General features: G+C 49.3%; 24 protein-coding genes, 2 pseudogenes and 1 other annotated feature. Of the genes and pseudogenes, 10 read left to right on the forward strand and 16 right to left on the reverse strand.

Annotated elements, in window-relative coordinates; genetic code table 11:
* Position 1: 1 nt before the first annotated feature.
* The 7 genes and pseudogenes from NYE74_RS26310 to NYE74_RS33410 all read right to left on the reverse strand — a co-directional run.
* Positions 2 to 1,072: a hypothetical protein gene (locus NYE74_RS26310; RefSeq protein ID WP_155620469.1), complete on the reverse strand. Its 1,071-nt coding sequence runs from the start codon at positions 1,070 to 1,072 to the stop codon at positions 2 to 4.
* A complete protein-coding gene (locus tag NYE74_RS26315; RefSeq protein WP_036624547.1) occupies positions 1,047 to 1,637 on the reverse strand; it encodes an RNA polymerase sigma factor in 591 nt (196 codons plus the stop codon). Before NYE74_RS26315 ends, NYE74_RS26310 begins: the two co-directional genes overlap by 26 nt.
* 120 nt (positions 1,638 to 1,757) lie before the next feature.
* Positions 1,758 to 3,107, reverse strand: coding sequence for an ABC transporter substrate-binding protein (locus tag NYE74_RS26320; protein WP_124331659.1), 1,350 nt, complete (start codon positions 3,105 to 3,107; stop codon positions 1,758 to 1,760).
* Between the two features lie 37 nt (positions 3,108 to 3,144).
* On the reverse strand, positions 3,145 to 4,782 hold the full coding sequence (locus NYE74_RS26325) for a M56 family metallopeptidase (RefSeq protein WP_341005287.1): 1,638 nt from the start codon (positions 4,780 to 4,782) through the stop codon (positions 3,145 to 3,147).
* A gap of 9 nt (positions 4,783 to 4,791) precedes the next feature.
* The gene (locus NYE74_RS26330; RefSeq protein ID WP_036624552.1) at positions 4,792 to 5,163 is read right to left on the reverse strand and encodes a BlaI/MecI/CopY family transcriptional regulator; all 372 of its coding nucleotides are present in this window, start codon (positions 5,161 to 5,163) and stop codon (positions 4,792 to 4,794) included.
* Positions 5,164 to 5,344: 181 nt separating this feature from the next.
* Positions 5,345 to 6,166, reverse strand: coding sequence for a hypothetical protein (locus NYE74_RS26335; protein WP_036624554.1), 822 nt, complete (start codon positions 6,164 to 6,166; stop codon positions 5,345 to 5,347).
* Positions 6,167 to 6,303: 137 nt separating this feature from the next.
* A pseudogene (locus NYE74_RS33410) lies at positions 6,304 to 6,533 on the reverse strand (IS4 family transposase); the annotation flags it as partial.
* Between the two features lie 251 nt (positions 6,534 to 6,784).
* Between NYE74_RS33410 and NYE74_RS26340 the strand changes: the two are divergent.
* Positions 6,785 to 7,699, forward strand: a complete 915-nt coding sequence (locus NYE74_RS26340) for a transposase (RefSeq protein ID WP_051985607.1) — start codon at positions 6,785 to 6,787, stop codon at positions 7,697 to 7,699.
* A gap of 346 nt (positions 7,700 to 8,045) precedes the next feature.
* Positions 8,046 to 8,786: a hypothetical protein gene (locus NYE74_RS26345; protein WP_240752518.1), complete on the forward strand. Its 741-nt coding sequence runs from the start codon at positions 8,046 to 8,048 to the stop codon at positions 8,784 to 8,786.
* Positions 8,787 to 8,836: 50 nt separating this feature from the next.
* Here the strand turns inward: NYE74_RS26345 and NYE74_RS26350 are convergent.
* A pseudogene (locus tag NYE74_RS26350) lies at positions 8,837 to 9,317 on the reverse strand (MOSC domain-containing protein).
* A gap of 90 nt (positions 9,318 to 9,407) precedes the next feature.
* Here NYE74_RS26350 and NYE74_RS26355 point away from each other — a divergent pair.
* Both NYE74_RS26355 and NYE74_RS26360 read left to right on the forward strand, forming a co-directional pair.
* A complete protein-coding gene (locus NYE74_RS26355) occupies positions 9,408 to 10,301 on the forward strand; it encodes a LysR family transcriptional regulator (RefSeq protein WP_155620473.1) in 894 nt (297 codons plus the stop codon).
* 202 nt (positions 10,302 to 10,503) lie between these two features.
* Positions 10,504 to 11,427, forward strand: a complete 924-nt coding sequence (locus NYE74_RS26360; RefSeq protein ID WP_036624563.1) for a S66 peptidase family protein — start codon at positions 10,504 to 10,506, stop codon at positions 11,425 to 11,427.
* An 828-nt stretch (positions 11,428 to 12,255) separates the two neighbouring features.
* Here the strand turns inward: NYE74_RS26360 and NYE74_RS26365 are convergent.
* Positions 12,256 to 12,939, reverse strand: coding sequence for an MOSC domain-containing protein (locus NYE74_RS26365; RefSeq protein ID WP_036624564.1), 684 nt, complete (start codon positions 12,937 to 12,939; stop codon positions 12,256 to 12,258).
* Between the two features lie 49 nt (positions 12,940 to 12,988).
* Between NYE74_RS26365 and NYE74_RS26370 the strand changes: the two genes are divergently transcribed.
* Positions 12,989 to 13,213 carry a LysR family transcriptional regulator substrate-binding protein gene (locus NYE74_RS26370; protein ID WP_371861062.1) on the forward strand — a complete coding sequence of 75 codons (225 nt, stop codon included), beginning with the start codon at positions 12,989 to 12,991 and terminating at the stop codon, positions 13,211 to 13,213.
* Positions 13,214 to 13,248: 35 nt separating this feature from the next.
* On the opposite strand, the gene hemL is transcribed toward NYE74_RS26370, so the two are convergent.
* Positions 13,249 to 14,559, reverse strand: a complete 1,311-nt coding sequence (gene hemL / locus NYE74_RS26375) for a glutamate-1-semialdehyde 2,1-aminomutase (protein ID WP_270620252.1) — start codon at positions 14,557 to 14,559, stop codon at positions 13,249 to 13,251.
* Positions 14,560 to 14,734: 175 nt separating this feature from the next.
* On the opposite strand from hemL, the gene NYE74_RS26380 reads away from it, so the two are divergent.
* The gene (locus NYE74_RS26380; RefSeq protein ID WP_270620253.1) at positions 14,735 to 15,370 is read left to right on the forward strand and encodes an ATP-binding cassette domain-containing protein; all 636 of its coding nucleotides are present in this window, start codon (positions 14,735 to 14,737) and stop codon (positions 15,368 to 15,370) included.
* 235 nt (positions 15,371 to 15,605) lie between these two features.
* On the opposite strand, the gene NYE74_RS26385 is transcribed toward NYE74_RS26380, so the two are convergent.
* Genes NYE74_RS26385 through NYE74_RS26400 form a run of 4 tightly spaced genes read right to left on the reverse strand, consistent with a single transcriptional unit; the run spans position 15,606 to position 19,006 of the window.
* Entirely contained in the window at positions 15,606 to 16,049 is a 444-nt protein-coding gene (locus NYE74_RS26385; protein ID WP_036624569.1) for a nuclear transport factor 2 family protein, read from the reverse strand.
* 11 nt (positions 16,050 to 16,060) lie between these two features.
* Positions 16,061 to 16,579, reverse strand: a complete 519-nt coding sequence (locus tag NYE74_RS26390; protein WP_051985608.1) for a hypothetical protein — start codon at positions 16,577 to 16,579, stop codon at positions 16,061 to 16,063.
* Complete coding sequence (locus NYE74_RS26395; protein WP_316561603.1) at positions 16,569 to 18,329, reverse strand: sensor histidine kinase; 1,761 nt, start codon at positions 18,327 to 18,329, stop codon at positions 16,569 to 16,571. The genes NYE74_RS26390 and NYE74_RS26395 overlap by 11 nt, the downstream gene beginning before the upstream one ends.
* Positions 18,326 to 19,006: a response regulator transcription factor gene (locus tag NYE74_RS26400; RefSeq protein WP_124331664.1), complete on the reverse strand. Its 681-nt coding sequence runs from the start codon at positions 19,004 to 19,006 to the stop codon at positions 18,326 to 18,328. The genes NYE74_RS26395 and NYE74_RS26400 overlap by 4 nt, the downstream gene beginning before the upstream one ends.
* Positions 19,007 to 19,268: 262 nt before the next feature.
* Between NYE74_RS26400 and NYE74_RS26405 the strand changes: the two genes are divergently transcribed.
* Positions 19,269 to 19,841, forward strand: a complete 573-nt coding sequence (locus tag NYE74_RS26405; protein WP_341005288.1) for a TetR/AcrR family transcriptional regulator — start codon at positions 19,269 to 19,271, stop codon at positions 19,839 to 19,841.
* 51 nt (positions 19,842 to 19,892) lie between these two features.
* On the opposite strand, the gene tyrS is transcribed toward NYE74_RS26405, so the two are convergent.
* Positions 19,893 to 21,152, reverse strand: a complete 1,260-nt coding sequence (gene tyrS, locus NYE74_RS26410; RefSeq protein WP_124331666.1) for a tyrosine--tRNA ligase — start codon at positions 21,150 to 21,152, stop codon at positions 19,893 to 19,895.
* Positions 21,153 to 21,200: 48 nt separating this feature from the next.
* Positions 21,201 to 21,410, reverse strand: a binding site (T-box leader).
* A 175-nt stretch (positions 21,411 to 21,585) separates the two neighbouring features.
* Entirely contained in the window at positions 21,586 to 22,101 is a 516-nt protein-coding gene (locus NYE74_RS26415; RefSeq protein WP_316561602.1) for an isoprenylcysteine carboxylmethyltransferase family protein, read from the reverse strand.
* A 609-nt stretch (positions 22,102 to 22,710) separates the two neighbouring features.
* Between NYE74_RS26415 and NYE74_RS26420 the strand changes: the two genes are divergently transcribed.
* From NYE74_RS26420 to glpK, 3 genes are all read left to right on the forward strand, one after another.
* On the forward strand, positions 22,711 to 23,271 hold the full coding sequence (locus NYE74_RS26420) for a glycerol-3-phosphate responsive antiterminator (protein ID WP_316561601.1): 561 nt from the start codon (positions 22,711 to 22,713) through the stop codon (positions 23,269 to 23,271).
* 170 nt (positions 23,272 to 23,441) lie between these two features.
* A complete protein-coding gene (locus NYE74_RS26425; RefSeq protein WP_036624582.1) occupies positions 23,442 to 24,254 on the forward strand; it encodes an MIP/aquaporin family protein in 813 nt (270 codons plus the stop codon).
* A gap of 234 nt (positions 24,255 to 24,488) precedes the next feature.
* Complete coding sequence (glpK, locus tag NYE74_RS26430) at positions 24,489 to 25,979, forward strand: glycerol kinase GlpK (protein ID WP_036624584.1); 1,491 nt, start codon at positions 24,489 to 24,491, stop codon at positions 25,977 to 25,979.
* The last annotated feature ends 141 nt before the right edge of the window (positions 25,980 to 26,120 follow it).

Consider the following 26,120-nt stretch of genomic DNA (forward strand, 5'->3'; position numbering starts at 1 on the left):
TCTATTGCCTGCTCGTGGGAATTCCTTGAATCATAAAGTAATAGAAAGACCCTTGGGAGTTGAACATGGCGGTTACGTCCGGGGCACCTTCTTTTGTAAAAACAAGCTTGTCGATCCGTGCATGATCTCTCTTCGCACGATAATCCGATAAGTCCAGATTCATCCATTCACGCGCTTGCTCCACTGCCGTTTTCACAAGTTCATTCGTTTCCAGCGCCTTCGTTTTTGTGGAGATGGAAAGATCTCCTTCCAGACTTGAAGCTTTATAGAGTTGATCTGACAACGGATCGGCAAACACGCGGGTAATACGGTTGGTCTCTTGCTCAATATCGATCCAGACCTCTCCATCGCCCGTGTCATACACAAAATTGTAAATCGGCGGCTGCTGCTTTGGCCTTAAAGTCATTTCAACTATGCTCGAGCTGTTCTTGAAATTTCCCATGGATTTAAAGATCCGATCAGCGATTGTTTTAACGGAATCCGGAACCTCATTCGCTTGAATCTTTTGTACCGCGAAATCCAACTCGCCGTTAATAATGTATATGGTTTTCGTTTCATCCCCCGCTCTAAGAACACTATAATTTTCGGAGTACCAAATATTAAGATCCTTCAAATTATTGCTATCGCCCGGGAAAATTTCATTCCAAGCCGCAGTCAACTGATTCCGGAAATCTTCATCCTCAATCTCCGCATAGCTTAGATCTTGCGCAAGATGCGCCACTTTGCCCTTGTCATCAAAGAAGACCTTCTCGCCGCTGTCTGCGGATTTGGCTCCCAATTCATTTACAAACAGGATAATATGGTTAACCAAGGGGATTTTCTCCATCGTTTCGGCCATGACCGGAGACAGAAAACCGCCAACCAACATAATTGCGGCCAATGCCGCTGCAGATACAGCAGTTGTAATCCCTAGTTTTTTAAAAAACCGAGGTTTGTCCGGACGCTGTTTCATTCCTTCTATTCGGTTTATGATCTGTTCGCTGAAGCTGTGCTCCGGCGTTTCCGTATCCCGAATCATTTGTTCCGCTTGGTTTAGACCCAGCTTTTTAGGTTGATTTTGCAATCGCCGCATTCGCTTCTCCTCCTTCATTCATATCCTCTTCCGATAGCTTTCTACGAAGACGTTCGTATTTCTTACGAACGGTTGCCGATTTGATGCTCATGATCTCGCTAATTTCGTTGAAGCTGTACCGATGAATCGCCCGCAGCAGTAAAATATGTTTTTCCTCCTCAGTCAGCGAACTCAACAAATCCTTTAGTAATACTAGACTTTCTGTATTCTGACACGAGGGACGCTCGTGCTTGTACCGTGTCAAAAACCGGTACCATCGCTTTTTGCCTCGGATTTGATTTAAACTGTAGTTATAAGCGATCTTGTATAGCCAGGCTGAAAAAGAAACGGCAGGACGATACTGATGGATCTGTTCGTAGGCTTTAATAAATATTTCCTGGAGAGCATCTTCCGCTTCCTCCTTGCTTTTGAGCATGTGATAACAATAAATATAAATCGGTTTCTCAAAACGTTGAATAATTTCAGCAAAAGCCCCCTTATCCCCACATTTCGTTCGCCTGACCAGCATTTCGATCTGTTCCGGATCCACTTTGAATGCAAGGTGCGGCCTGTCCAATAAGTTCATAAGTTCACCTCCTCAATTTTTCGCTTCTATAACACCGGTCAAGTTCTTTTTGTGACAAGCGGCTGTGTAAACGCACGAACCCCCCTTTAAAAACGATTGACTTAAAGGGGGGCTGCATCGTTATCGATTATTTTGTTTGGCTAACGCTTTATCCAGCAGCGCTTGCCCGGTCTTGGAGACGTTGTCCAGCGCCTCTTCCAAGGAAATTTCTTTCCGCGCCGCTTTGCTCATCTCCGTGCTGGTCAAGGCATTGAACCTTTCCGTAAACGTATCGGGAATATCGGCTTTCCTACTATAATCGACCATCAAAGGATCCAGTTTGTAAAAAGCCTGTAAGCGGCTTTCGCTATAATGGTCCATCCGCGTTAATAAATTGCTGTTAAATACACGCGCTTTTATCGCGGCATAATCGTCGCTGTTGACATACTTCACGAAATCCCAAGCAGCCTCCAGGTTGGGCGTGCCCGCGCGAATGGCGAAAATTTGCCCCACTTCCATATCCCTTGAAGATGACCGATCCAGCGGGTCGACCGGACCCGTTACGGTATCGAACTGAAAGGCTTTGAAGTCCGGAAGCGTTTTGGTCAGGCCCGCCAAGACTTGCATGATACCCGCATCATCCAGCTTCATCGCCACGCGGCCTTGCACAAATAAATCGTTGTCCAGAAAATCCTGCAGCGAGCCGCCGTAAAACGGAGTTTCCGGCAAATCTAAAGCGCCGGATTGAGTTGCGTTTATCGCCATGTTCCATACGTTCTTCCAGGAGTCCGTATTTAAGGTCACTTGCATCGTTTTCGGATTGACGGCGGATAATCCCTGGGTATTGGCGATCCTCGCCGCCAAGTCATCGGCCGTTTGCACGAACGGAACGCTTAACCCGTAAATGCGCTGCTGCTCATCCCCATCCGCAGGAAAGCGCGCCGCCAGCTCCAGTATTTCCTGCCAAGTCATATTATCATGCGGAGGGGTAATTCCGTATTGCTTAAAAAGATCCGCGTTATAGTAGAGGGCCGTATTATAAAACGTCGGACTAAGCCCATAAAGTTGTCCGCCCCCCAATTCCTTCAAAAAGTCAATGATGGAGCTTTGCATGCCGGACAGCCCATCATGATCCGCTTGAATGTAAGGTTCCAGGCTGGCCAGCATTCCTTTCTGGACGTAACGCGCATATTCGTCCGCCGATAAATAGAGCACATCCGGTTTTTCAAGCTGAATAAAGTCATCCAACGCTTCACGATAACTTTTCTCCGGCGGAAGAGTACTCTGGTCCAGGACCGCGACATCCAAATCAACATCCCCGTATCTGCTCAAAAATAAATCGCCGTAGTCTTCAAAAAAACTGCTGTCCCCAAAATACATCACTTTTAAAGATCGCTGCTGCGCCGCTTTTTCCGGCGTTGCGTAACAGCCTGCAACACCCAGGCATAAAACGATGGAGCACAGGAGCGACCATTCTTTTCGTCGAAACATTTCTCCGCTTGCCTCCTTAACGGAATGAACTACAAGATTAAATCCGGGAAATTTCCACCGTCAACAGGTCGGCCGGCAACTCCAGGCGATCCGCCAGCGTATCGATTATTTCATCGCGAATGGCGGCGGGGTCGCTGTCGTTTTTGTTTAGAGTCTCAAGCACCAATTTGTCAATATCGGTCCGTTTATCCTCCAACTGATCGTAAGACGCAAGGTCCAGTATCGAGCTGGAAGCGTACACTTTGGCCATGTAAGAGCTTATTTCGCTCCCGCAACGACTGCTCAGCGGAATATTCTCCTGGCCGGTGAAAGTAAAAGCGCCGTCCGCCAGTTCAAAATAAACCGTATCCGTGTACGGGATGCCTTGTTGTTTGTAAATGCCATAAATGACGGCATCGCTGAACTCGTTGAGCTTGCGGTCGAGCTTTACAAGGTGCGGGTTGCCCGCCTCCTTCACCTTCGGCCCCTTCCCCGGCATTGAAGTTTCGCCCGCCGCAGAAGAAGTCTCGTCAACGCCATAGGAAGTGCCTTCCATGCTGCCGATGCCGGTGAAAAACACCACGGAGGACGCCGTACCGGTGGAAATTTCAAGCTTGGGCTCGGGACCGATTGCGGAAGCAGGACCCATCTCGGCGTGTACGGCAGTGGCTATCACAACCCCGGACACCATGACCATAACCGCTAAAATTGCCGAGAGGACAGCCGATCGCCGGTTTTTCCGCGTTGCCTTCAAAATATGTATCAACCTGCTTTTCATCCATGCGGCATTATCGCTAAAGCCGGTAAAGATTCCCGCCCGTTGGTTGGCCGCCCGCTCCAGTACATTTAAGATGGTTTCCCCATAGAAACGCCTTTCGCTTTCGGACATCCCGCCGACAACCCGTTCGTCGCAGGAGATTTCCATGTAACGGTCGAGGTCTTTCCGCAAACCATAAACTGCGGGATTAAACCAATGTATCGCATTTGCCAGCAGAGCCAGCGCTTTGATGAATAAATCATGCCGTTTGTAATGAATCAGCTCGTGGCGGAAGATCAGCCGCAGTTCTCGTTCGTCCAGGTCAATTTCCGGTAAAATCAAGACCGTTCGCGGCATTCCGACCAACATCGGCGTATGCACCCCATCATTCGATTGAAGCAAAACGCTTCCTTTGATCCCCATTTCCCGCTTGACGGACGCAAAGATCTCCAGCGCCCTTCCCTCCACTGGGAGATTGGTGCGGCAAAGTCTGGCGCGAAACCGCCAGTAAGCCGCGGCCCATCGGCCGCCGGCCGCCGCAAACCCGAGCAGCCATGCGGTCGTCACCCATAAACCTGCTTCTTGAAACCAGACCCTAAAATCCGAAGAACCATCATCATCCGTAAGCGTTGGCGCGGAACCGGGCGCCGCTGTCCAAATCCGGCTTTCCGTATCGGCATCCGCCGAGGATATCGCGGGCGGTTGCCGAGGAACGCCGGCCGCGGCCGGTCCATTGGGTTCAATGAAGCGCAAGTACACCGATCCGCCAAGCACTCCGATGGGCAGGAGCAAAAACAAGAGTACGACCTTCCTGACGCGGTAGTGCCACCTTCCATCGAACATTTTTTCGGTCAGCGGCTCCATTAGCCGTAGAGCGCCAAACAGAACCGTTCCGGTAACCGAAAGGACCGCTATCGTTAAAATCAACGCATTTCCCATCTTTACTTCCTACCTTTCGGAAAACCATTTTTTCAATTCTTCGATCTCCTGCGGCTTAATATCATCGGCATCGTATAAAGCCGCGATAAAATTTTTGACGGAACCTTTGTGTACCGAATCAAGAAAAGCCCGGGTTTCCAGATGCTTATATTCTTCCTCGCTAAGCGCCGGGGTGTAGAAATTGACCTTCTTTCGCTTTTCTGTCCGCAGCAATCCTTTTTCCGTCAACCGGCTCAAAAACGTCAAGACGGTTGTCGGCTTCCAATCCTTCCGCTTGTTGAGTTCGGCAAGAACCGCTTGGGACGTTACCGGTCCTTCCGCCGCCCATATAACACGCATCACTTCCGCTTCCGCATCCGACATTTTTTGTATGGAATTCATGAAACCTCTCCTTTTATTCTCCAGTTTGATTTTCTACAAGTTGTAGTTTAATTAAATTCTACATCTTGTAGAATTTAAAGTCAATTTAATGCCATAAAAAAAGACGCTCCTGAAAAGGAGCGACTTATATCGCGGCCATTTATTCCTGAGTTTAAATCCTCATTTAGGGAGGAACGGCATTTTATTTCAAATACGCTTCGGCCAGTTTGGTCAACTGGTTTTTGCTGATCGGATTTATGGCCTCGATATGGTAATGAACCGCTGCTTTGCTGCTTGGAACATCATAGATCCATTGAATGTTTTTGCCGCTGCCGAAATCCGTGTAGATCATTTCCACGCCTTTTACTTTAATTTTTTCACGTTTGCTGTCATCGTCTTCAGGTATCCAAATCGTTTGTTTCTCGGGGGTCTTGGAAATAGTAACCCGAATATCGTGTTTTCCTTTTTTATAGGTGCTGTTGATTCTCCAATAATCATTGGATACCTTGATCGGCATCATAGCGTAATCTTGGCCCGCTTCCTCCGCCTGCTTCAGCAGTTTCTCCGCCGTCGCCGCCTCTTCTTTCGGAGTCAGCGGCTTCTGGTACAATACCGGGAAGAAGGAGACGTCGGCATGCTGAAATTTATAATTTCCGGACAATTGATCCAAAATTTTAACCGGCTGCTTCGCCATCTTTTTTCGGAATTGGCTTAGATTCGTATAGTTGATCGATTTATATTCAATATCGATTTTTTTGTCCGGGTTGTTCTCGACAACGTAGAAAATCGCCGCCGTTCCTTCCTTCAACTGTTTGTCCGCTAGACTCTCGACCGTTAAAGAGCGGATCTGTTCGTCCATAGAAGGCGCTTTGTAGTCGGGGCTGCTTTTATCCAGCGTTTTTGCTTCCACGACCACTTCGCCGGCCTTGTTCTTTAATGTATAGCTGGTCTTAGGCGCAGCCGCCGCCGCCGACACCGTTAACAGCATTCCGGCCAATACCAGCAGGCCAATTTTCCGTTTCAAGATGAATCGCTCCTTTGTTTTTGTTTTACTTGCGGATTCTTCACCGCGCTTCCAACCTATCCGAACTGACTGCTTCCCCCCTCCCTTTCACTACAAACAACGAACCAGGCACAAGTTAATGTGACAGGAATAATAACTCAACTTTCGCAGCAAAAATTCGGCAGACAAGCCTTGATGTAGCTGGGTAAAACAGCAATCCATTGTCGAAGTTGACGCTGAATTAGAGGGGGACAGTGTCTTCACGGCTTTTTGGGCTGCTTCGTTGATCAAGTCGAGCAAGCAACTGCTGTAAGGCAACCGGCCAATCGAGTGTGCCGACTTCGTCGCACAGCAAATAAAACAAGCCGCTGAAGGAGCGTGCGTTGGACTTTACCGGGTTCTTGTCTTGGTGTTCCTGCCTGCTGCCTGCCTTTGCACGATTATCCCCTTCATTCAGGAGCAGGGACCAGGGGGTGGGGGCTAGAGCAAGGGTTCCAAAAAAAGAGAAGAACAAAAAAGATGAGGAAAAAATGAGGCAGTTCAGATGAGATTTTCGGCTTGATAAAGGAACGTATGTTTGCTATAATGAAATAAATGGAATTTATGTTCGTGCATTCTTGATTCGGGAGGTAAGCGGATATGGAAGCCAATGCGGGAACGGAACTTCAGCCATTCAGCAGCCGTTTTAACAGCGAGCAGGCCTGCATGGAGGCGCTGATCGCGATGAAGTGGCCAAGCGGCTTCGTCTGCCCGCGCTGCGCTCACACCCGGTGCAGCCGTCTGACCTCCCGGCATATCCCCTTGTTCGAGTGCGGAAAGTGCAAGCATCAAACATCGCCTTTGGTCGGCACGATTTTTGAAGGAGCCAAGGTGTCCTTGCTCAAGTGGTTCGAAGCTCTGGATTTGTTCCTGCTGGAGGACGGCATCTCGGCGTTGCGGCTGCGCCAGGTGATCCGGGTCACCTATAAGACCGCCTGGTCGATGCTGCACAAAATACGCCATGCCGTGGAGGAGTTCGATGCCCGGGAACTGCTCTCCGGAGACGTGAAGGTGAACAGCGATCAGTATGGGCGTAATCCGTCCCGGTGTCAGCTTTCGTATCCGTACTCCTCGGCGGTCGTAGCCGGCTGCACGGTCACGGAGTCGGGCGAGCCGGAGCAGGTCAAAATCCGCCTGGTGCCGCATAAGCGGGGAGGCGAAAAGAGGGCAAACTGTCACGATCTAACCGCGTTTATTAGCGGGCATGTGGATGTCCATACATCGGCGGTGCAGTCGTTCCCTCAGGCCTTTCGGCTGTATGCGCCCTTGCGGAAAGTGGTGAGAGAGGCGTGGGAATCGCTGAAGAGTACGTATGGAGCCTTGGGACTGAAGCATCTGCAGGCGTACCTGAACGAGTACACCGTACGCCGCCGGTTGCGCCTGTCCGGAGGACGGCCCGGAGCGGAAGAAACGATGCGGCAGAAGTTGCTGCAAATGTGTGTGGCGATTCCGGCGATCCCTTACCGTAAGCTGATCGAACGCCAACCGAACCAGCCCCTTGCGGCTGCGGCCTGATCGGGACGCTGGAAACGATGGGGGGAGTTTGATGCAGGTCAACTTGATTGGTGTGGGTAAGTATGAACGGTAGGGGCATTGCTGCAGATGGAAGGGTTCAGGCTACAGCAAAATCACGGTCTTTTCGTTTCCCTCGCGTCCTATCCTTGATCTCCTGTCTTGATCTCTTGTCCGGTCTGTTTCACCTTCTCTAAACCTGATTTCTTCTCCTATGCCTGTCTAAATTATCTCGAACCTATCTGCTTCTCCACCAAATGTTTTCTTCTCCAGAGTTTGTCTGTTTCTCTGCTACCTGATCAACTCTCTGCTACCTGATCAAACGGGATAATCGTGCAAAGCCTCCGGCTTGAACGAACAAACATTAAACGCTTTTCTGCCTGATATCATCAAGGCGCGATTTGCTATTTACTTGCTGGAACATTTAAGTATTGCAGCTTCATCTGAAAACGCAGCTAAATCCATAAGTTTCAATATTTGGGATGGAGCGATCTTGCAGCGGCTTTTATTCAGGAGAGCTTTTGAAAGAAAACCCGTTTCCATGGGTTTGTTCCGGCTTTTTTGGAGATTCGTCATACATAAGAAAATATTAATGCCCCTGGTCAACAAAAAAGGCATTTATTGCTTTTATTCGAAAGAATTGATTTCACAGCTTTCAAAAATCATTGGAGATAAAAAATGCCTTGAAATTGCCGCCGGTGACGGTACATTAACGAAGTTCATGAACGAAAAAGGCGTCGACTGCAAAGCAACCGACGACTATAGCTGGGGGCATTATATTGCTTACCCCGACTTTGTAGAGAAAGCCGACGCCCGAACCGCCCTGCGCAAATACAGCCCTCAAGCCGTTCTCTGTTCCTGGCCAGTTCCCCAAAACACTTATGAAAAGCATGTTTTCAAAACTAGCTCGGTTGAGCTTTATATCGTAATCGGCACCAACAACCCGAAACGCACAGGAGATTTCGAGTCGTATTATAGAGCCGATGACTTTACTATGGAATTAAGTGAAGAGTTAACCTCTCTCCTCTTACCTCCGTCAGATGAAAATGCGGTTTATATTTTTCGGAGGCGGTATAAGGCTCAAAACTGAAATCGGTACTTGGATAATCTCAATTGCCGCTTTAAGAGCGGTCTGTTTCTTCACCTCATAACATCGCCGGCCAATCTTTCCTGCGGATTTGCCTCGATTCCTTCTAAACGCTTTACAAATGTGGCTCTCCAGTTAACCGACAATTCTTCCACCTCGAGTATCTTTTTAATGCCTGCAAGACCGTCTTTCTCGTGATGCATGATCCGGTTTGCGTAAGAAACCGTGATTGATACGTCCGTTCCAATAACCCCGAATCGTTAAGTTTTCTCAGAATGCACCATAATCCAACGTTTTCTGCAGTTCATTTTCCCAAAATGGATAGTGATCATAGGGGTAGACGCAAACGGCCTTTTCCCTGCCGCCGTGATGAACAAGGTCCCCCTGGCCATCCCCCTCAAAGTTCAACCAGGATAAAAATAGAGATTCACTTGCAGGAAACTTGTTGATGCCGGTGGAAATTTCCTTGTTATTGAACTGTACCTGTACGGGGATGCCTACATTGAGCGAAAGTATTTCATAATGAACCCTCATGTTGTTTCTCCTCTCATCTATTAGATATTTCCTTATGGTTAAGATTATAATCATAGTAATTTCCTATCGAAAAGATCAGGAGGCTGACCTATGGAATTGAAGCAATTAGAGTATTTTATGGCCGTATGCCAGGAATTGCATTTTACCCGCGCCGCCGAGAAGCTGGGGATTGCCCAACCCTCGTTAAGCCAGCAAATTCGTTTGCTCGAGCACGAAATCGGCACACCCTTGTTTGATCGCGTCGGCAAACGAACCCTGATTACCGAAGCCGGCAAAACGCTGCTGCATCACTGTTACAATATTTTTCACGAGTTATCCCAGGCACGCGCCGCGATCAGCGAACTGCAAAGCCTGAATAGAGGAACCTTAAAAATCGGCACCCTGCTGACGGTAGTCAATTATTTGCTTCCGCCAACCGTGATCGGTTTTCACCGCAAATATCCCAATATCGAGCTGTCCGTTCTCGGTTTGCGAACCGGGGATATTTTCGAAGGGCTGCTGAAAAACGAACTCGATTTGGGCATCGTCTATTTGCCGATGGAGCATGAAGAACTGGAAAAAATCCCGTTATATAAGGAAAATCTTGCTCTTGCGGCGCCAGCCGATCATCCGGTCGCCAAGGAACCGTTCGTTACGCTTGATATATTAAAAGAAACCCCCAGTGTTCTGTTGCCAAGCTCCTATTTTTTACGACAACTGATCAATGAGCAGTGCCGTGCCCTTGATATAAAGCCGCAACAGGTCTTGGAAATGACAACCATGGAATCGATCATCAATATGGTCGTTCAAGGCGTCGGCGTCACCATTTTGCCGAAAGGCTACCTTGATTATATCGACAATCAGCAGATTCGGACGATCCCGATTAAAAGCCCGGTGCTTACTACCGAAATCGGCCTTGTTTACCGAAAAAACAAATATTTGTGCGCGGCAAGCCGAGTGTTTAAGGAACAATTGCTGGCGACGCTCCCCCTCATTCAAACATGATCGCTCTAACGTTAGTACTCCGATTCAGTGTAAATCGCGGGAAACGCATCGTTCACTTCTATTGTTTATATCATTAAGATAGGTTTTCCCTATGAATGTCTCCTGGCTCCTTTTCGGTACTGTGCAGCCGATTTCGCCAATATAATTTAATGACATGATATTACGATGGCTTCTTCTATTCTCGGGGAAGGAAGATAAGCATATGCCGATACGTCCGCCAATTTTGCAGCGAGGAGATACCGTTGGAATCGTTACCTTGGGCAGCCCGCTTAATGCAAACCTCATTAATGAACGAATCGGAGTTTTGAGAGCAATGGGGTTCAATATTGTATTGGGCCAATTCGTTTATGCGCAAAACGGGTTTTTAGCCGGCACAGACGAGCAGCGGGCTTCCGATTTGATGATGATGTTTGAAAACGAGCAGGTTAAAATGATACTGCCCACCCGAGGCGGCACCGGAGTAGCCGGAATTCTTCCGTACCTTGATTACAATGTGATCCGGAATAATCCCAAAATCGTTACAGGCTACAGCGATATCACGGTATTGTTAAATGCACTGCATCAAATTGTGGATTTAATCACATTTCATAGTCTGCTGCTGATTGACTTCAAATCCGAAACGCCCGCCTATAATTTCGACCAGTTTTTTTCCGCGACATCCCTGTACTCGTTGACCCGGCCGATCCAGAATCCGCCGGGATTTCCGCTGATCAGCCGGGTACCGGGCAACGTTACGGGCCCGCTTGTCGGCGGGAATCTGACCTCTTTTGTCGATACGTTGGGCACGCCTTTTGAAATCGATACACGAGGGAAAATTCTCGTTCTTGAAGAAACGCACGAACCCACCAATACCGTCTACAGGTATTTGAATCATCTGAAGCTGGCCGGAAAATTGAATGACTGCATCGGCATTATTATGGGGGAATGCACGGGCTGTCAGGCGGCTTACGGCATATCCTATGAGGATTTAATCGAAGAATTCGTCGTTCCGCTCGGTAAACCGCTGATCACGAACCTGGCCACAGGCCACGGCCTTTATAAAGCGGCTTTGCCGATCGGCGCCATGGTTAACCTTAATTCGGTCAATAATACAATAACCGTGGTTGAACCGACCATCAGCGTATAACGTTGCCCTTTTTAAAACCGACTCTGCGAATAATCCCTGCAACGGATTTATTGTTAAACCATTTGGTTGCGTACTCCAGAAAAACACTACAATAATTGAAAATAAATACGCTGGTAAAGCGATTTTAATGGCATTAAGATAGATTTTAGCAGTCGAATTTTTTATGCCTAAATACTCTATAAACCTTTCCCTTCTCCTGTGAAACTACCCACTTCGGGCGGTTGAATCCTATTTCCTGGAGACGCCATCTGGACGTTTTCCTATAGGCGATAAAATAAAGACAAAAAATGGCGTTATTTCGGCGGTATTCCTCATTCTGAATGAAATAGAGGTCCAATTTTACCGCTATTTTCTTAAATCACCGGGAAATAGACGCTTCTCGCCCCGTTCACGGGAAAATAAGGACATAAAATTCCGCTATTGGTGATAAGCCTGCTTCATCCCGGAAAATAAGCGCATAAAATTCCCCTATATTTATGAGGGGGGCGACAGCAGGATTCCCTGTAAAATCGAATAAATGTCACCGGACCGCCCTTTGCCACAGCGTCAGTAATTTCGCCAAATAACCGCCATTTAAAAGAATCCCGATAAAAAACAACCGGCTATAGCAAAAGCGATGTTCTTATTGAAGGGGACATACCCTAAATCTTCAGTAAATTTTCCGCTTCTAAAATCGGTACAGAAAACGCTGAATCACTAGGGAAAATGCCGCAACAATAAAAATACACACTATGGCATATAACAAAAAAATACTTAATACACTTCTTGCTTTCCCGCTGTCCATGGATTGTCATTACTTCTTAGGTTCTATTGATGACAAGGCCGCCCTCATAAATTACCGGTCAATCGTTCCTGCGGATTAACCTCGATTCCGTCTAATCGCTTTACGAATGTGGCTCTCCAGTTCACCGACAATTCTTTGACTTCAAGGATCTTTTTAATACCGGCTATATCCTCTTTCGCATGATGCATGATCCGGTTTGCGTAAGAAACCGTGATCGCTCGGGGATGGCGGGAAATCCTGGTGAGGCCGTCCGCCTTGGAGACAAGCCCTTCTTCCAACACACGCAAATAAAAGCCGGTAAATCCGGTTTTCTGCATGGTTAGCGGCATGTCCGGGGCGTCGTATTTGATCGACAATTTATAGCAGGGCTGCCGCGGTTGACTAACCTGAACAAGGGCTTCTCCAAACTTAAAGATATCGCCGATGCACACATCCGTTTCCGCCAATCCCCGAATCGTTAAATTTTCCCCGAACGCTCCAAAGTCCAATGTTTTCTGCAGCTCTTTTTCCCAAAACGGATAGTGTTCATAGGGATAGACGCATACGGCCTTTTCCTTGCCGCCGTGATGAACAAGGTCCCCCTGGCCATCCCCCTCCAGGTTCAACCAGGATAAAAAAAGCGATTCATTTGCGGGAAGTTTGAGTATGCCGGTAGACACTTCCTTATTTTTAAACTGTATCTGTTTGGGTTTGCCTATATTAATCGAAAGGATTTCTGCATAACTCATAAGGGATCACCTCAACGATGATTTTTTTTCAGGGCCAAGCTCCTGTTTTTTGCGACAACGGATCAATGAGCATTGCCGCGCCCTAGATATAAAACCGCAGCGGGTTGCGGAAATGACTACGATGGAATCCATCATCAACATGGTCGCTCAGGGTGTCGGCGTCATCATTTTGCCGATAGGCTACCTCGATTATATCAACACCTCGTTTACCGAAAAAACAAATATTTATGCGCGTCCAGCCGAGTGTTTAAGGAGCAATTGCTTATGGCAGTAAAAAGCGATAACTAAAGCTAATACGATGTTCAGCCCCTATTCCTCCATGATCTCTCTTAATGCCTGGCTATGGGCGGCTAGCGTCGTTTCGATGTCCTCGTCCGAATGGGCTGCCGAAACGAACATCGCTTCAAATGGAGTGGGGGCCGTCAATATGCCAAACTCCAGCATGGCTGCATAATACGTTTTAAATAACCGCGTATTCGATAATTTGGCCGTTTCGTAATCGATGACATCATGCTCCGTAAAATATGGGCACAGCAACGAGCCTGCCCGGTTCACCTTTAGCGGCACGCCTAACTTTATAGCATTTTGCAAAAAGCCTTCGGCCAACCTGGCCGCTTTTCTCTCCAATTCGTCATAAATTCCGGGTAACGCAAGCTCCCGCAAGGTTGCATATCCGGCCGCCATGGCGAGCGGATTGCCGGATAACGTTCCCGCTTGGTAGATCGGCCCGGCCGGGGCGATCTGCTCCATGATTTCACGTTTGCCGCCGTAAGCTCCCACTGGAAGCCCGCCGCCGATCACTTTGCCGAGACATGTGAGATCCGGCCGGATTCCATATAGCCCCTGCGCCCCATGGTAGCCTAGGCGGAATCCCGTGATCACTTCATCAAAGATCAGCAGGCTTCCGTAACGCAACGTAATCTCCCGCAATCCTTGGAGAAATCCAGACAAAGGCGGTACAACTCCCATATTCCCGGCGACCGGCTCGACAATGACGGCGGCGATTTGTTCGCCGAACCGCTCAAAGGCAGCGTGTACGCTGTCCAAATTGTTATAAGCCGCAGTCAGGGTATTCGCCGCAATGCCTTCCGGTACCCCCGGGCTATCCGGCAAGCCCAATGTGGCCACGCCGGACCCGGATTTGATCAGCATCCCGTCGGAATGGCCGTGATAGCCTCCTTGAAACTTCAATATTTTTTGCCGTTTCGTATATCCTCTTGCCAAACGCAACGCGCTCATGACGGCTTCCGTACCGGAATTCACCATGCGTACCATGTCGACGGATGGAACGGCTGCGCAGATCAACTCGGCCATCCGGGTTTCCAGCTCCGTCGCCAATCCGAAGCTCGTCCCCCGTTCCGCCGCTTCCCGTATGGCATCAACTACCCTTGGGTGGGCATGCCCCAGGATCAACGGCCCCCATGAGCCGATATAGTCGATGAATTCATTTCCGTCGATATCATACACGCGCGATCCCTTGCCGCCCGCGGCAAACACAGGGGACAAACCAACGGAAGCAAATGCGCGGACCGGGCTGTTTACCCCGCCGGGGATCACGCGTTTTGCTTCATCGAACGCTACTTTGGATAACAAGTCCTTCCTTCCGGGGTTCACCTTCATATCCGTCCCCTCTTATTCATTCTCTTGCAGATTTTGCTTCAATTTCAGGATTCCGCTTCAGTATAAATCGCCGGAAACACATTGTTCAATACTATTGTTTTTATCATTACAATAGGATTATCCTATGAATTGAAAATGAAATTATAGGTAACGCTTTTTTTAAGGTGGTAGGGGAATGACATCTGATATTCTTGTGACTTTAACAGAAGTTACGAAGAAATACGGTAATCGGGATGTTTTAACGGATATTTCGCTTACTATTAGGCAGGGGGACTGTATTATATTAAGAGGAAGCAACGGATCGGGAAAAAGTACGCTGCTTCGAATTGTGTGCGGATTAATTCCGTTAACTTCGGGCCAAAGGTCACTGAAGCATCCCAAATTAGTGATCGGTTATACACCTGACCGGCTATCAAAATTAAGAATGACATCAACCGAGTATCTGACCCACATGGGGAAAATATCCAATATGCCTAAAAAGGGTCTTCCGGCCCGTATTAAGGAGCTGCATGCGTTTTTTAACCTTGAGCAAAGCCATAGTTTAAAGATGACGCATTTCTCCAAAGGGATGCTGCAAAAAGTCAATTTAATGCAAGCTATGATCAAAACGCCGGATTTGCTTGTTATGGATGAGCCGTTTTCGGGGCTGGATAAAGAATCAACCAAGCATTTGCTTGCCTCCTTGAAAAAAATAAAAGCCGACGGGACGTCCATTTTGGCTGCTGTCCATGAATCCTGTGATGGAGAGCTATGCATTTTCCGCAGCATATCTATTTATTGTTGCAGCTGTCCTTTGTTATATACTCGTTGATATTGAAACATCCAACCAGGAACCCGTGACCGTGCTGCATAGCGGCAGTATATTTAAACTATATTCAGCTAAACTGCTATATAGCTGGATCTTTACGGTTCCGCTGGCTTTGTATGCAGTCCTGTTTCCGGCCATATTTTGGCTATGTTATTCTTGTTTATGCTCCTCCATAAACGAAGGCTGGATTCACCACAGTCTTAAATCATTATATTTTGTCAAGATGCTCGGGAGCTCGCTACGCTTGGTACGGAGGAAGCTCCATCACCTTCAGCGCGCCGTCCGTTTTTTTCACCGTATACGTGAATTGGTTCGTAACCGTATCGAATTCCCTGGTCTCGAACAAGGTTCCGTCCTCGAGCTGGAACGTTACCGTAAACTTATACGAATCTGCGCTTTCCCCGGTCCCGGCGGTAATTTCCTTCAGCGAAATATCCGGGAGCAGCTTTAAATATTGCTCAAATAAATGCTGTTTGTCGTCAGGGTCGGCATCGGGGAACAAATTGATGAGCCCCTCGTAGCTGCCGCCGTATAACGCGGCCAATTGTTCGGCGTCCTTTTCGGCGATGGCCTGCATATAACGTTCCAATGTTTGGCGCGGACTCTCGTCGGCCTTCATGCCGCTGCATCCCGCGAGCAGCATGACACAGATGATGAAACAAGCGAATGCGATCTTTCTCATCGTTCTCCCCCTTACTTCAAGGTGATCTCTTTTTCCCAGGTCAACTCGTTGTTCTCGTCATTCGCAAATATAAAGATGACCCAGCCTTTCTCGCCCTTCATCGAATCCGGATAGAAGAAGCCGGAAAACTGGCCGTTGCCGCTAATGTAGAATCCGTCCTCCCCGGTCTGGCCATGTTCAATCGCTTCTTCGAGCGTATTGGCGATCTCGTTTTGATCCGAAACCCACTTCATTTCCTTCAAAGCGTATCCTTCCGGAGCTTGCTTCACGGTGAAATCAAAGCTGTTGCCTTCGATCGGTTTGGCCGTCTGGTCGATGACGATTAATATTTTCTCTTCCGGGCCGGCTGCATTTTCGGCCTGCGGGGCAGCGTTGCCGGCTTGCGTGCCGGACTCGGATACCGCAGGCTTTTCGTTTGCGGTGTTAGGGTTCGACCCGGCGCCCGGTTGATTGCCGCATGCGGACACAAGTATCAGCAGCAGAACGAACAGCGCTGGTACAAGATAGATTCGTTTGTTATTATTCTTCATCATAATTTCCTCCGTTTTCCTTCAGGGTAAAATAAACCGCGACGCCCTGATGTGTATTTCTGGACCCATACTCGCTATGATGGAGCTCCAGTATATGCTTGACGATGGCAAGCCCCAGCCCCGTTCCGCCATGAAGGCGATCCCTGGAACGCTCCGCCCGGTAGAAGTGATCCCAGATCCGGCCCAAATCCTCCTCAGCCAGCGGCGCTCCGATATTTTCGAGAACCACGGTTATTGTCCCTACAGCCGTCCGCCGGATGTCGATTGTAATGACGGTGCGCTCCACGGCATGCCGAATCGCGTTGCTCAGCAAATTCAATACGACCTGTTCGAGCCGCCGGGGGTCTGCCGTTACGAAGACTTCTTCCCCTGCCAAGCCGTCCAGCTTCATTTGAAGATGCTTGTTCTCCAGCTGCCGGGTAAATGAATCGGCCGCCTTTTGAATCAGGCGAGGCAGGGATACGCTTCTTGGATGCAAGCGTATGGCCTTGGCTTCGTATTTGGACAGCTCCAGCATATCCATGATGAGGTCGTTCATCCGGTCCGTTTCCTTGACGATGAGGGCAAGGTAACGTTCCCGCTTGTCGCCGGCCACACCGTCCTGCAGCCCTTCCGCGAAGCCTTTCACAATACCCAGCGGCGTTTTCAATTCATGGGAGAGATTCGCGATCAGCTCTTTCCGAAGCTGTTCGGAACGCTCCTTCTCGCTCATATCCGTCCGCAGCTGCTCGTTCGCCGCGGTCAGCTGCTTTAACGTAGCGTCCAGATTACGGGATAATGCGGTCAGACTGCGGGACAGCTCCCCGAATTCATCCTTTGCCCGGATTTCCGGCTGCACGGTAAAATCCAGATCGGCCAGACGAGCTGCCGTGCGGCTTAGCGCAACTAACGGGCGGGAGATGATCCGGGAATAGAAAAACGACAGCAGCAGCACAAGCACAAGGATGACCGGCGCCGCATAAACGAAATATTGCCGGAGAATGCCAACCGCTTCCCCAACCGGCTGCAAGGAAGCCATGACGAATAAATACCGGATCCCGCTTCCGTCAACCGGCAGCGGCTGAATGATCACCGCGTAGCCGAGACCGCTCCATTGATCCTTCCATTCCTTGCGGACGCTGCGCCCTTCCTGCAGGAGCGCGGTGCTCTGCTCCGCATCCGGCGCCCATTCCTTCAGCGCTTCGTCCGCCAAGGTGTCCTGGTATAGCGGATTGTACGACCGGTTCTCGGGAAGCAGCAAATCCGTTACTTTCCCGTGCACGCGAACCAAGCCATCCTCCAAAGCGGCGTCTTCCCGCCGAATGTACGCAGGCTGCATAATGGTGTCCTCTTCATCCATGAAAATACCGTCAACGACGATGCGGTCCCCGACTTGAATGCCGTGGGGAATGTCGTCTAACGTCATGCCTTCCGGCGTAATGGGAAGCGTGACGGTCGTGCTGTCCGACAGCAGTTCCAGAAAATAAGGATTTACGGCCTTTCTTTCAAATTGCCCGTTCAGGAAGAAGGCGCTGGCATCGTTATCGTTCATAAAAGCGCCGAGCAGCCGTGCTGCACGCTGTTCATTGAATGGCGCCTCATTGATTTGCTGCGCGAGTTGGTTCATATTCCGTTCCAGCGCGCCGATTTTGGACATGCGGTAAAACCGTTCGAAATACAAGCTCTCCGCGAGCATAACCAGGGAAAAAATAATCAGAATCAACAGCGACGTGACGGCAAAAAGCTTATATACTACGCTGTTCCTTCTCAAGGTATCATCTCAAACTTATAGCCGGAACGGATGACGGTGCCAATATAGCGGCCCTCGTCTCCGAGCTTGGCTCGCAGTTTTTTGATATGGGTATCGACCGTCCGTGCATCTCCCAAATAATCGTACCCCCATACCCCATCCAAAATATACTCCCTAGGCAGCACCTTGCCATAGTGCTTTATAAGAAAAAGCAGCAAGTCGTATTCCTTCGGCGACAGGTTGACCGGATTTCCCGCCACCGCTGCCGTATGCGCCTTTCTGTTAACCGTTAAATCGCCGTAAACTAGCAATTCCCCTTCGCGCCCCACGGTTCCTTCCGTTCTTTTCATTAACGCGACCGCTCGCGCGACCAATACCCTGGGGCTGAAGGGCTTAACGACATACTCATCGGCGCCGAGTTCGTAGCCCATAATTTGATCATCGTCTTCGGACTTTGCCGTGATCATGATGATCGGTACGTCCGACTTCTTGCGGATGCTCCGGCATACCGCCCATCCGTCCAGCTCCGGCATCATGATGTCCAGGACAACCAGGTCGACGGATGTCCGCTCGAACGTATCAAGGGCGATCCTGCCATTGCTTGCCTCGTATACTTCCCACTGCTCTCTTACAAAATAATCCGTTATAAATTCACGCATCAGCGCATCGTCTTCGACCAGCAAGATCCTTCGTTTCATCGCCGCGCACGCTCCGTATGCTTAATTACCGCCATGCTGCCAAACCCTTTCCTAATCGTCTTGAAATGCATGCTCGTTCATGTACGCTTTCACCTCCGACTGCCCCCAAAAAGCAGTCTAGAAGAATCTTGTGTCCTTCGTGTGTACTTTACTGTACAACATAAAAATGCATCCTTACATTGTATTTGCTATAACGGCGTATTACAATGTAAAAACAACCACCCTGACGAACGTTCGTATCAATATGGGAAGGAGCATGGATTTGACAGCCGATGCGATTAAGAAAGTAGCCCGCCGGCATTTTGCTTTAAAAGGCTACGAAGCCACTTCATTGGATGCTATTGCTAAAGAAATCGGAATTAAAAAGCAGTCTCTCTATACGCACATCCAAAGCAAAAGCGAGCTGTTCAGCACGGTATTTAAAGAATCCGTCGACGGCGAACTCGCTTTTGTAAGCCAATACTTTGCCAATTTAGCTGAAGATGCGTCATTACAGGATCAGTTATACCGGTTTATTGCCCAGTATAAAACGAGATATAGCCGGGAGCTGAATTTAAGGCTGATTCTTTATCTGGGTTTTCTTGTTCCCGAGCAACAAGGCGATGAAATACAAAAGACCGTAATGCAATACTTTCAATTCACGCAGGATAAAATATTATCCGCTTTGAAAATAAGTTCCTTGAAGTTGCGGGTCAGTCACGAGAAATTCGCCATCGCTTTTATGAATCTTCTGGAAGGGATGCTTGTCGAGCTCATTTACTCCGGTCCGGATTCGTTTGACTTGCGACTGGAGGCTTCATGGGATGTATTTTGGCATGGGGTATCCCGGGAATAAGTTTAGTTAAAAGGCCGCCCGGTATCTGAAATCGGGCGGCCTTTTCATGGCCTACTGGAACTTAACGAGGTGATAGCTTTTTTTCCCGCGGCGAATGACGGCGTAGGCTTGATGCAATCGTTGGCCTTCCCCCACGACAAGGTCGGGATCCGTTGCTTTAAACCCGTTCAGATAAACGGCTCCGGCTTGAAAATCTTCCCTAGCTTGTCTTTTGGACGGCGCGGCCCCCGACAAAATCAATAATTCCAACAACGTCATTTTCTCACGCTTATCGACATGAATCGTTGAAACTCCGCAGGATACGGCTTCCAAATCGTCCGGAGCTAAAAGATGCAACTCTCCCCGAAACAAGATCTCCGATGCTTTTTCGCATGTTGAAGCTTCCTGTCCTCCATGGACCAAAGCGGTAACTTCTTTGGCAAGTGCGCGCTGTGCCGCTCTTTCTTCAGGCTTGTTCGTTAAAGCCTCTTCATATTCCAAAATTTCCTCGCATTCCAGGAACGTAAAGTACTTCAGAAACGGAACAACGTCAGCGTCGTCCGTATTAAGCCAGAACTGATAAAACTCGTAAGGAGAGGTCAACTGCGGATCAAGCCAAACCGCTCCGCCTGCGGTTTTTCCGAATTTCGTTCCATCTTTTTTCATAACCAGCGGCATGGTCAGACCATAGGCTTTCTTGTGCAAAACTTTATCGATCATTTCCAGGCCTGCGGTGATATTTCCCCATTGATCGCTTCCTCCTATTTGCAGAGCGCAATCGTATTCCTTATGGAGAAACGCAAAATCGTAGGCCTGAAGCAGCATATAGCTCAATTCCGCAAATGAAACGCCTTGGTTTAAACGGGATTGAACGGTTTCTTTGGCCAGCATGTAATTTATCGTGAAGCAGGTTCCGCAATCCCTGAGAAATTCAATGATATTTATGGAAGCAAACCAATCGTAGTTGTTAAACACCCTTGCCGCATTAGGAGCATGGTCAAATTCCAGGAAACGCGAAAGCTGGAGCTTAATGCTTTCGGTCCATGCCTCCACCGTTTCTTTGGTGTTGATCGGCCTTTCCACCGATCTGCCCGTAGGATCGCCGATCAGCCCCGTGGATCCTCCAACTAAAGCGTAAGGCGAATGACCTGCCAGCTGAAATCTTCGCAAGGTTAAAATCGGAAGCAAATGGCCAATGTGCAGACTGTTGGCCGTCGGATCAAACCCCGCATACAGGCGGATCGATCCTTCCGCAAGTTTCTTTGCCAATCCCTCCAAATCCGTACATTGATGAATCAATCCGCGAAATTTCAAATCCTCCAGCAAGTTCATGTTCCAATCCTCCTGTAGTTAAAAAATGGATAAAAAAAGCCGCTCCTGAAAAGGAGCGACTCTTGCATCGCGGTACCATCCTTCTTTAAAGATCCATTTGATCTTCATCTCTAGCCTATAACGGGGGACCGTTCGCTATCCTGGCGAAAGCGAAAAGCTCAGGGGTGTAATTCACAGATGATATTCGCTGATTCTCACCGGCCACCAGCTCTCTGAAGAAGGGATAACCTGCTTAATGAAACCCGTCATCGCTTGAATGATATTCAGTTTTCCTTCCGAACGTTCGTAAGGACAGTATTTCATATCTATTCTGTTTTGTCAACCGCACGATAATTATAACTAAAATACCCGGCAAACCTCTTGCCGTGACGTCGCCACAAAAAATAGCCACTCTTTAAGAATGGCCGTCAGGAACCGCTTGGTTTTATTCCATCTAATACTGCCGGAACTTCTGCTTCATCATTTTTTCCTCCAGCCGGATGCGGTTGAACAGGGTGAGAAGATGCAGGGTGAACAGCGGCGCAAACACGATCCAGGCCTTCGAAATAATTGCAAAACTCAATACCTCCGGGATAATGTTCAAAAAATAATTCGGATGCCGGACATATTTAAACAGCGGGCTTTCGATCAACTCATGGTCCTTGGCAATATACAATTTGAAGGTCCAAAAGCGACCGAGCGTGCGGATCACATATACGAGGAACGCCATTGCAACCGCGTAAATCAACAGCCCGATATACGTATGCGCACCGATCGGCACATCCATTACGAAAGCGTAAACGATCGTGCTTATGTAGATGAGGAATTGCACCACGATCAGCAACTTGCTGTTGGTTTGCCCGTATTCCACCCCCCCGCCCGCAATGATCTTTGCTTCGTTCCGCCCGGAAATAATGGCCGAAGGCACGCGGAACAGGGTGAGCACGATCAGTATGATGCCGGTAATCATTTCTAATTGTTCCCTCCTCTTACAATTTCATTTGTGCTCGCTTATTGATAAATTATTGATTCATTATGTTGGTTTTACTTTATAATGATTCAGTGAATTTGATTATTACTACTCCTCAATAAAATTTTCTCCTTCCCTTGCTCCTCCTTCAAAATCTCCACCGCCTCGCCTTTGGCCTGGATGTACGCGGCCGCGGCCCCTACGCAGCGTTCGATAGTCGAATAGGCATTTTTTCAAAATATAGTCCATCTTTTTATTTCCCCTACGTGTCAGTCTGCAAAGTTATGATAACTTACAACATCTTGCCAGCCAATACATAAAACATATCTCCTATATATGCGTGAGAATACAAGGATTCGGTTGCAGGGATTTTCGGAGGGTGTTCACGAACATATAAAAGGCGATCATTAGTGAACGCCTAGAGCATATATTTACTTGCTGCCTTTAATGATAACGTTATCCAGCGGACGACCTGGCTTCAGCATATGAGAAAGGCGCGGAATCTATGTGCTTGCATAGGATTAAAAACGCATTTATCATGGGATGTACAGTTAAGCATGGCTTTCATGCAAAATAGGGTTGGACTGTTTGAGCAAAGGGGCCTGAAATATGAATTTCTATGAACAGCGAATTTTACCTGCGTCGCGGCAGATGAAAGATTTGGAGAAGGCCGTGGCATCATCGTATGAGTATCTGGTGCTGCTGGATGTCCATATCGCCCAGCTCAAGCACGCCTGCGGCATGGTGCATCAAGCGAACAAGAAGCTGTTTTTGCACATGGACCTGATTCAAGGCCTGCAAAGCGACGGGCACGCGACCGAGTATCTTTGCCAGGAGTACCGGCCGTACGGGATATTGTCCACCAAGTCCAGCGTCATTCAAAAGGCGAAGCAAAAAGGCGTCGTCGCCGTGCAGCGCATCTTCTTGATCGACAACAGCGCCTTGGAGAAAAGCTGCAAGCTGCTGGAGAGCACGCAGCCGGATGCCATCGAAGTTTTGCCCGGCGGCATGCCGAGCGTGATCCGCAAGGTGAAAGACAGAACGAACCTGCCGATCCTGGCGGGCGGATTCATCTCTTCAAGGGAGGATGTAGAACTGGCTCTGCAAGCGGGCGCCGAAGCGGTGACCACCTCGAACAAAAATTTGTGGCGAGAATTTGAAAAAAAGTGATTGACAACGTTTACAAATTTAAATAAAATTTGAATCAAGTTAATAATGTTACGGAGACTTGGAGATCTACATGGAACGTGCCCTCATCCCCGCATGGGCGGTTTAGGCGCACACTTGATGTAGGTCTTTTTGCGTTCTCTGAACATTCATAATCATTGGGAGGGGTTATCATGTCAGCGTTTTGGGGAGAGTTGATTGGAACCATGATTCTGATTGCACTGGGCGGAGGCGTATGTGCGGGCGTATCGCTTAAAAAATCTTTTGCGGCAAATTCGGGTTGGATCGTCATTGCGATGGGGTGGGGGCTGGCGGTCGCGATGGGGGCGTATGCGGTAGGTTCGATCAGCGGCGCCCATCTCAACCCGGCGCTCACCTTGGGCCTGTCGCTGATCGGGAAATTCCCCTGGGCCGACGTCCCCTCGTACATCGCGGCGCAAATGCTTGGGGCTATCCTCGGGGCCGTCATCGTGTATCTGCATTATTTGCCGCATTGGATGGCAACGGAGGATCCGGGCACCAAGTTGGGCGTATTCGCAACCGGTCCGGCCGTGTACCATCCTTTCTCCAACTTGATGAGCGAAATGATCGGAACGTTCATCCTGGTGCTGGGAATTTTGGCCATCGGCGCCAACAAGTTTACGGATGGGCTAAACCCGCTGATCGTCGGCTTTCTCATCGTCAGCATCGGCTTGTCGCTGGGCGGAACGACCGGGTATGCGATCAATCCGGCGCGCGACTTGGGGCCGAGAATCGCGCATGCGCTGCTGCCGATCGCGGGCAAAGGCGGCTCCAACTGGAAGTACGCCTGGATCCCCGTCGTAGGGCCGCTGCTGGGCGGGGCGCTGGGGGCGTTATTTTACAAGAACGTATTTTTGGGCCAACCGGACCCGGCCATTTGGGTCGTCGTGGGCATCGCGGCCGTCCTCTTCGGCATCGTGCTCATTTTCTCCGGCAAAAGCGCCAAGTACAGCGTGTCAATATAGGCGCCATCATCTGCTCGATCATACTCAAATTTTTAAAGAGGTTGTTCAAAAAGTCATCTTTTGATCACGAAGCAGGTCAAGAAGCGAAATCGACGTCGAATCTTGAATTCAGCCGGCCTTCCGGTGCTCACGTACCCAAATCGTACGCTACGCTCCTCAGTCCCTAGCTTCATCCAACCTTCTCGGTGCTGAAAACCTGACTTTTTGAACACGCAATTAAAGGGGGAACTTCACATGGAAAAATACATTTTGTCGCTTGATCAAGGTACAACGAGCTCCAGAGCCATTTTATTCAACAAAGCGGGCCAAATCGTCCACGTCGCGCAGAAGGAGTTCACGCAAATTTTTCCCGAGCCGGGTTGGGTGGAGCATAATGCCCTGGAAATCTGGGGAACGGTGCTCGCCGTCATCGCGACTTGCCTGATCGAATCCGGCGTAAAGCCAAGCCAAATCGCCGGCATCGGCATTACGAACCAACGCGAGACGGTGGTCGTATGGGATAAGGAATCCGGCCGGCCGGTCTACAATGCGATCGTATGGCAATCCAGACAGACGAAATCGATTTGCGACGAGCTGCAAGCCGCGGGTCACGGCGAATTGTTCCGCTCCAAAACAGGGCTGCTGATCGACTCTTATTTTTCGGGCACAAAGGTCAAATGGATTCTGGATCATGTTCCGGGAGCCCGGGAGAGAGCGGAGAACGGCGAGCTTTTGTTCGGCACGATCGATACGTGGCTGATATGGAAGCTGACCGGAGGCGAGGTGCACGTTACCGACTACAGCAACGCTTCGCGCACGCTCATGTACAATATTCATGAATTAAAATGGGATGATGAGCTGTTGGAGCTGCTGACGATTCCGAAGCAGATGCTGCCTGAAGTGCGTTCCTCTTCCGAAATTTACGGCAAGACGGTCAATTACCATTTCTTCGGTGAGGAAGTTCCGATTGCCGGCGCCGCCGGCGACCAGCAGGCCGCCTTGTTCGGGCAAGCTTGCTTTAAAAAAGGCATGGCCAAAAACACCTACGGCACCGGATGCTTCATGCTGATGAACACCGGCGACCAGCCCGTTCATTCTTCGCATGGTCTGCTGACGACGATCGCCTGGGGCATCGACGGCAAGGTCGAATATGCGCTCGAGGGCAGCGTTTTCGTGGCGGGCTCCGCGATCCAATGGCTCCGCGACGGCCTGCGCATGATTAAGGAGTCGAAGGACAGCGAGCTGTACGCCAGCAAAGTGGATACGACAGACGGCGTGTATGTCGTTCCGGCGTTTGTCGGACTGGGGACGCCCTATTGGGACAGCGAAGTGAAAGGAGCCATCTTCGGCCTGACGCGCGGCACTTCCAAAGAACATTTTATCCGCGCCACCCTGGAATCGCTCGCTTACCAGTCCAAAGATGTGCTCAGCGCCATGGAGGCCGACTCTTCGATTGAGCTTACGAAACTGCGCGTGGACGGCGGAGCGGTGCAGAACAATTTCCTGATGCAGTTCCAGAGCGATATGCTCGGCGTACCTGTGGAATGCCCGCAAATTTATGAGACGACAGCGCTCGGCGCCGCTTATCTGGCCGGTCTGGCCGTCGGATACTGGGAGAGCCGGGATGAGATTGCGGCGCAGTGGAGCATCGACCGCATCTTTACGCCGACGATGCCGGAAACGCAGCGCAATGAATTGTACGCTGGCTGGGGCAAAGCGATTGAGGCCACAATGGTATTCAAATAAGGCCGGAAATATGCTACAATTTTTAATAAGTTAATATTTAAATTCGGTTGGAGAAGCTTGAAACCGCAATTACACTTTAGCCCAGGGCCGAGGTGTTGTTGCGGTTTTTTTGTTCACTTCTATTTGTTCACTTCTACTAGT

This window comes from Paenibacillus sp. FSL P4-0127, from assembly GCF_038007325.1.
In the GTDB taxonomy this organism is placed as follows: Bacteria; Bacillota; Bacilli; order Paenibacillales; family Paenibacillaceae; genus Fontibacillus; species Fontibacillus macerans.

Excerpts from the sequence above, each read along its gene's own strand:
- NYE74_RS26310 (WP_155620469.1), bottom strand. The coding sequence starts at position 1,072 with ATGCGGCGATTGCAAAATCAACCTAAAAAGCTGGGTCTAAACCAAGCG.
- NYE74_RS26315 (WP_036624547.1), bottom strand. The coding sequence starts at position 1,637 with ATGAACTTATTGGACAGGCCGCACCTTGCATTCAAAGTGGATCCGGAA.
- NYE74_RS26320 (WP_124331659.1), bottom strand. The coding sequence starts at position 3,107 with ATGTTTCGACGAAAAGAATGGTCGCTCCTGTGCTCCATCGTTTTATGC.
- NYE74_RS26325 (WP_341005287.1), bottom strand. The coding sequence starts at position 4,782 with ATGGGAAATGCGTTGATTTTAACGATAGCGGTCCTTTCGGTTACCGGA.
- NYE74_RS26330 (WP_036624552.1), bottom strand. The coding sequence starts at position 5,163 with ATGAATTCCATACAAAAAATGTCGGATGCGGAAGCGGAAGTGATGCGT.
- NYE74_RS26340 (WP_051985607.1), top strand. The coding sequence starts at position 6,785 with ATGGAAGCCAATGCGGGAACGGAACTTCAGCCATTCAGCAGCCGTTTT.
- NYE74_RS26355 (WP_155620473.1), top strand. The coding sequence starts at position 9,408 with ATGGAATTGAAGCAATTAGAGTATTTTATGGCCGTATGCCAGGAATTG.
- NYE74_RS26360 (WP_036624563.1), top strand. The coding sequence starts at position 10,504 with ATGCCGATACGTCCGCCAATTTTGCAGCGAGGAGATACCGTTGGAATC.
- NYE74_RS26365 (WP_036624564.1), bottom strand. The coding sequence starts at position 12,939 with ATGAGTTATGCAGAAATCCTTTCGATTAATATAGGCAAACCCAAACAG.
- hemL (WP_270620252.1), bottom strand. The coding sequence starts at position 14,559 with ATGAAGGTGAACCCCGGAAGGAAGGACTTGTTATCCAAAGTAGCGTTC.
- NYE74_RS26380 (WP_270620253.1), top strand. The coding sequence starts at position 14,735 with ATGACATCTGATATTCTTGTGACTTTAACAGAAGTTACGAAGAAATAC.
- NYE74_RS26385 (WP_036624569.1), bottom strand. The coding sequence starts at position 16,049 with ATGAGAAAGATCGCATTCGCTTGTTTCATCATCTGTGTCATGCTGCTC.
- NYE74_RS26390 (WP_051985608.1), bottom strand. The coding sequence starts at position 16,579 with ATGAAGAATAATAACAAACGAATCTATCTTGTACCAGCGCTGTTCGTT.
- NYE74_RS26400 (WP_124331664.1), bottom strand. The coding sequence starts at position 19,006 with ATGAAACGAAGGATCTTGCTGGTCGAAGACGATGCGCTGATGCGTGAA.
- tyrS (WP_124331666.1), bottom strand. The coding sequence starts at position 21,152 with ATGAACTTGCTGGAGGATTTGAAATTTCGCGGATTGATTCATCAATGT.
- NYE74_RS26415 (WP_316561602.1), bottom strand. The coding sequence starts at position 22,101 with ATGATTACCGGCATCATACTGATCGTGCTCACCCTGTTCCGCGTGCCT.
- NYE74_RS26420 (WP_316561601.1), top strand. The coding sequence starts at position 22,711 with ATGAATTTCTATGAACAGCGAATTTTACCTGCGTCGCGGCAGATGAAA.
- NYE74_RS26425 (WP_036624582.1), top strand. The coding sequence starts at position 23,442 with ATGTCAGCGTTTTGGGGAGAGTTGATTGGAACCATGATTCTGATTGCA.
- glpK (WP_036624584.1), top strand. The coding sequence starts at position 24,489 with ATGGAAAAATACATTTTGTCGCTTGATCAAGGTACAACGAGCTCCAGA.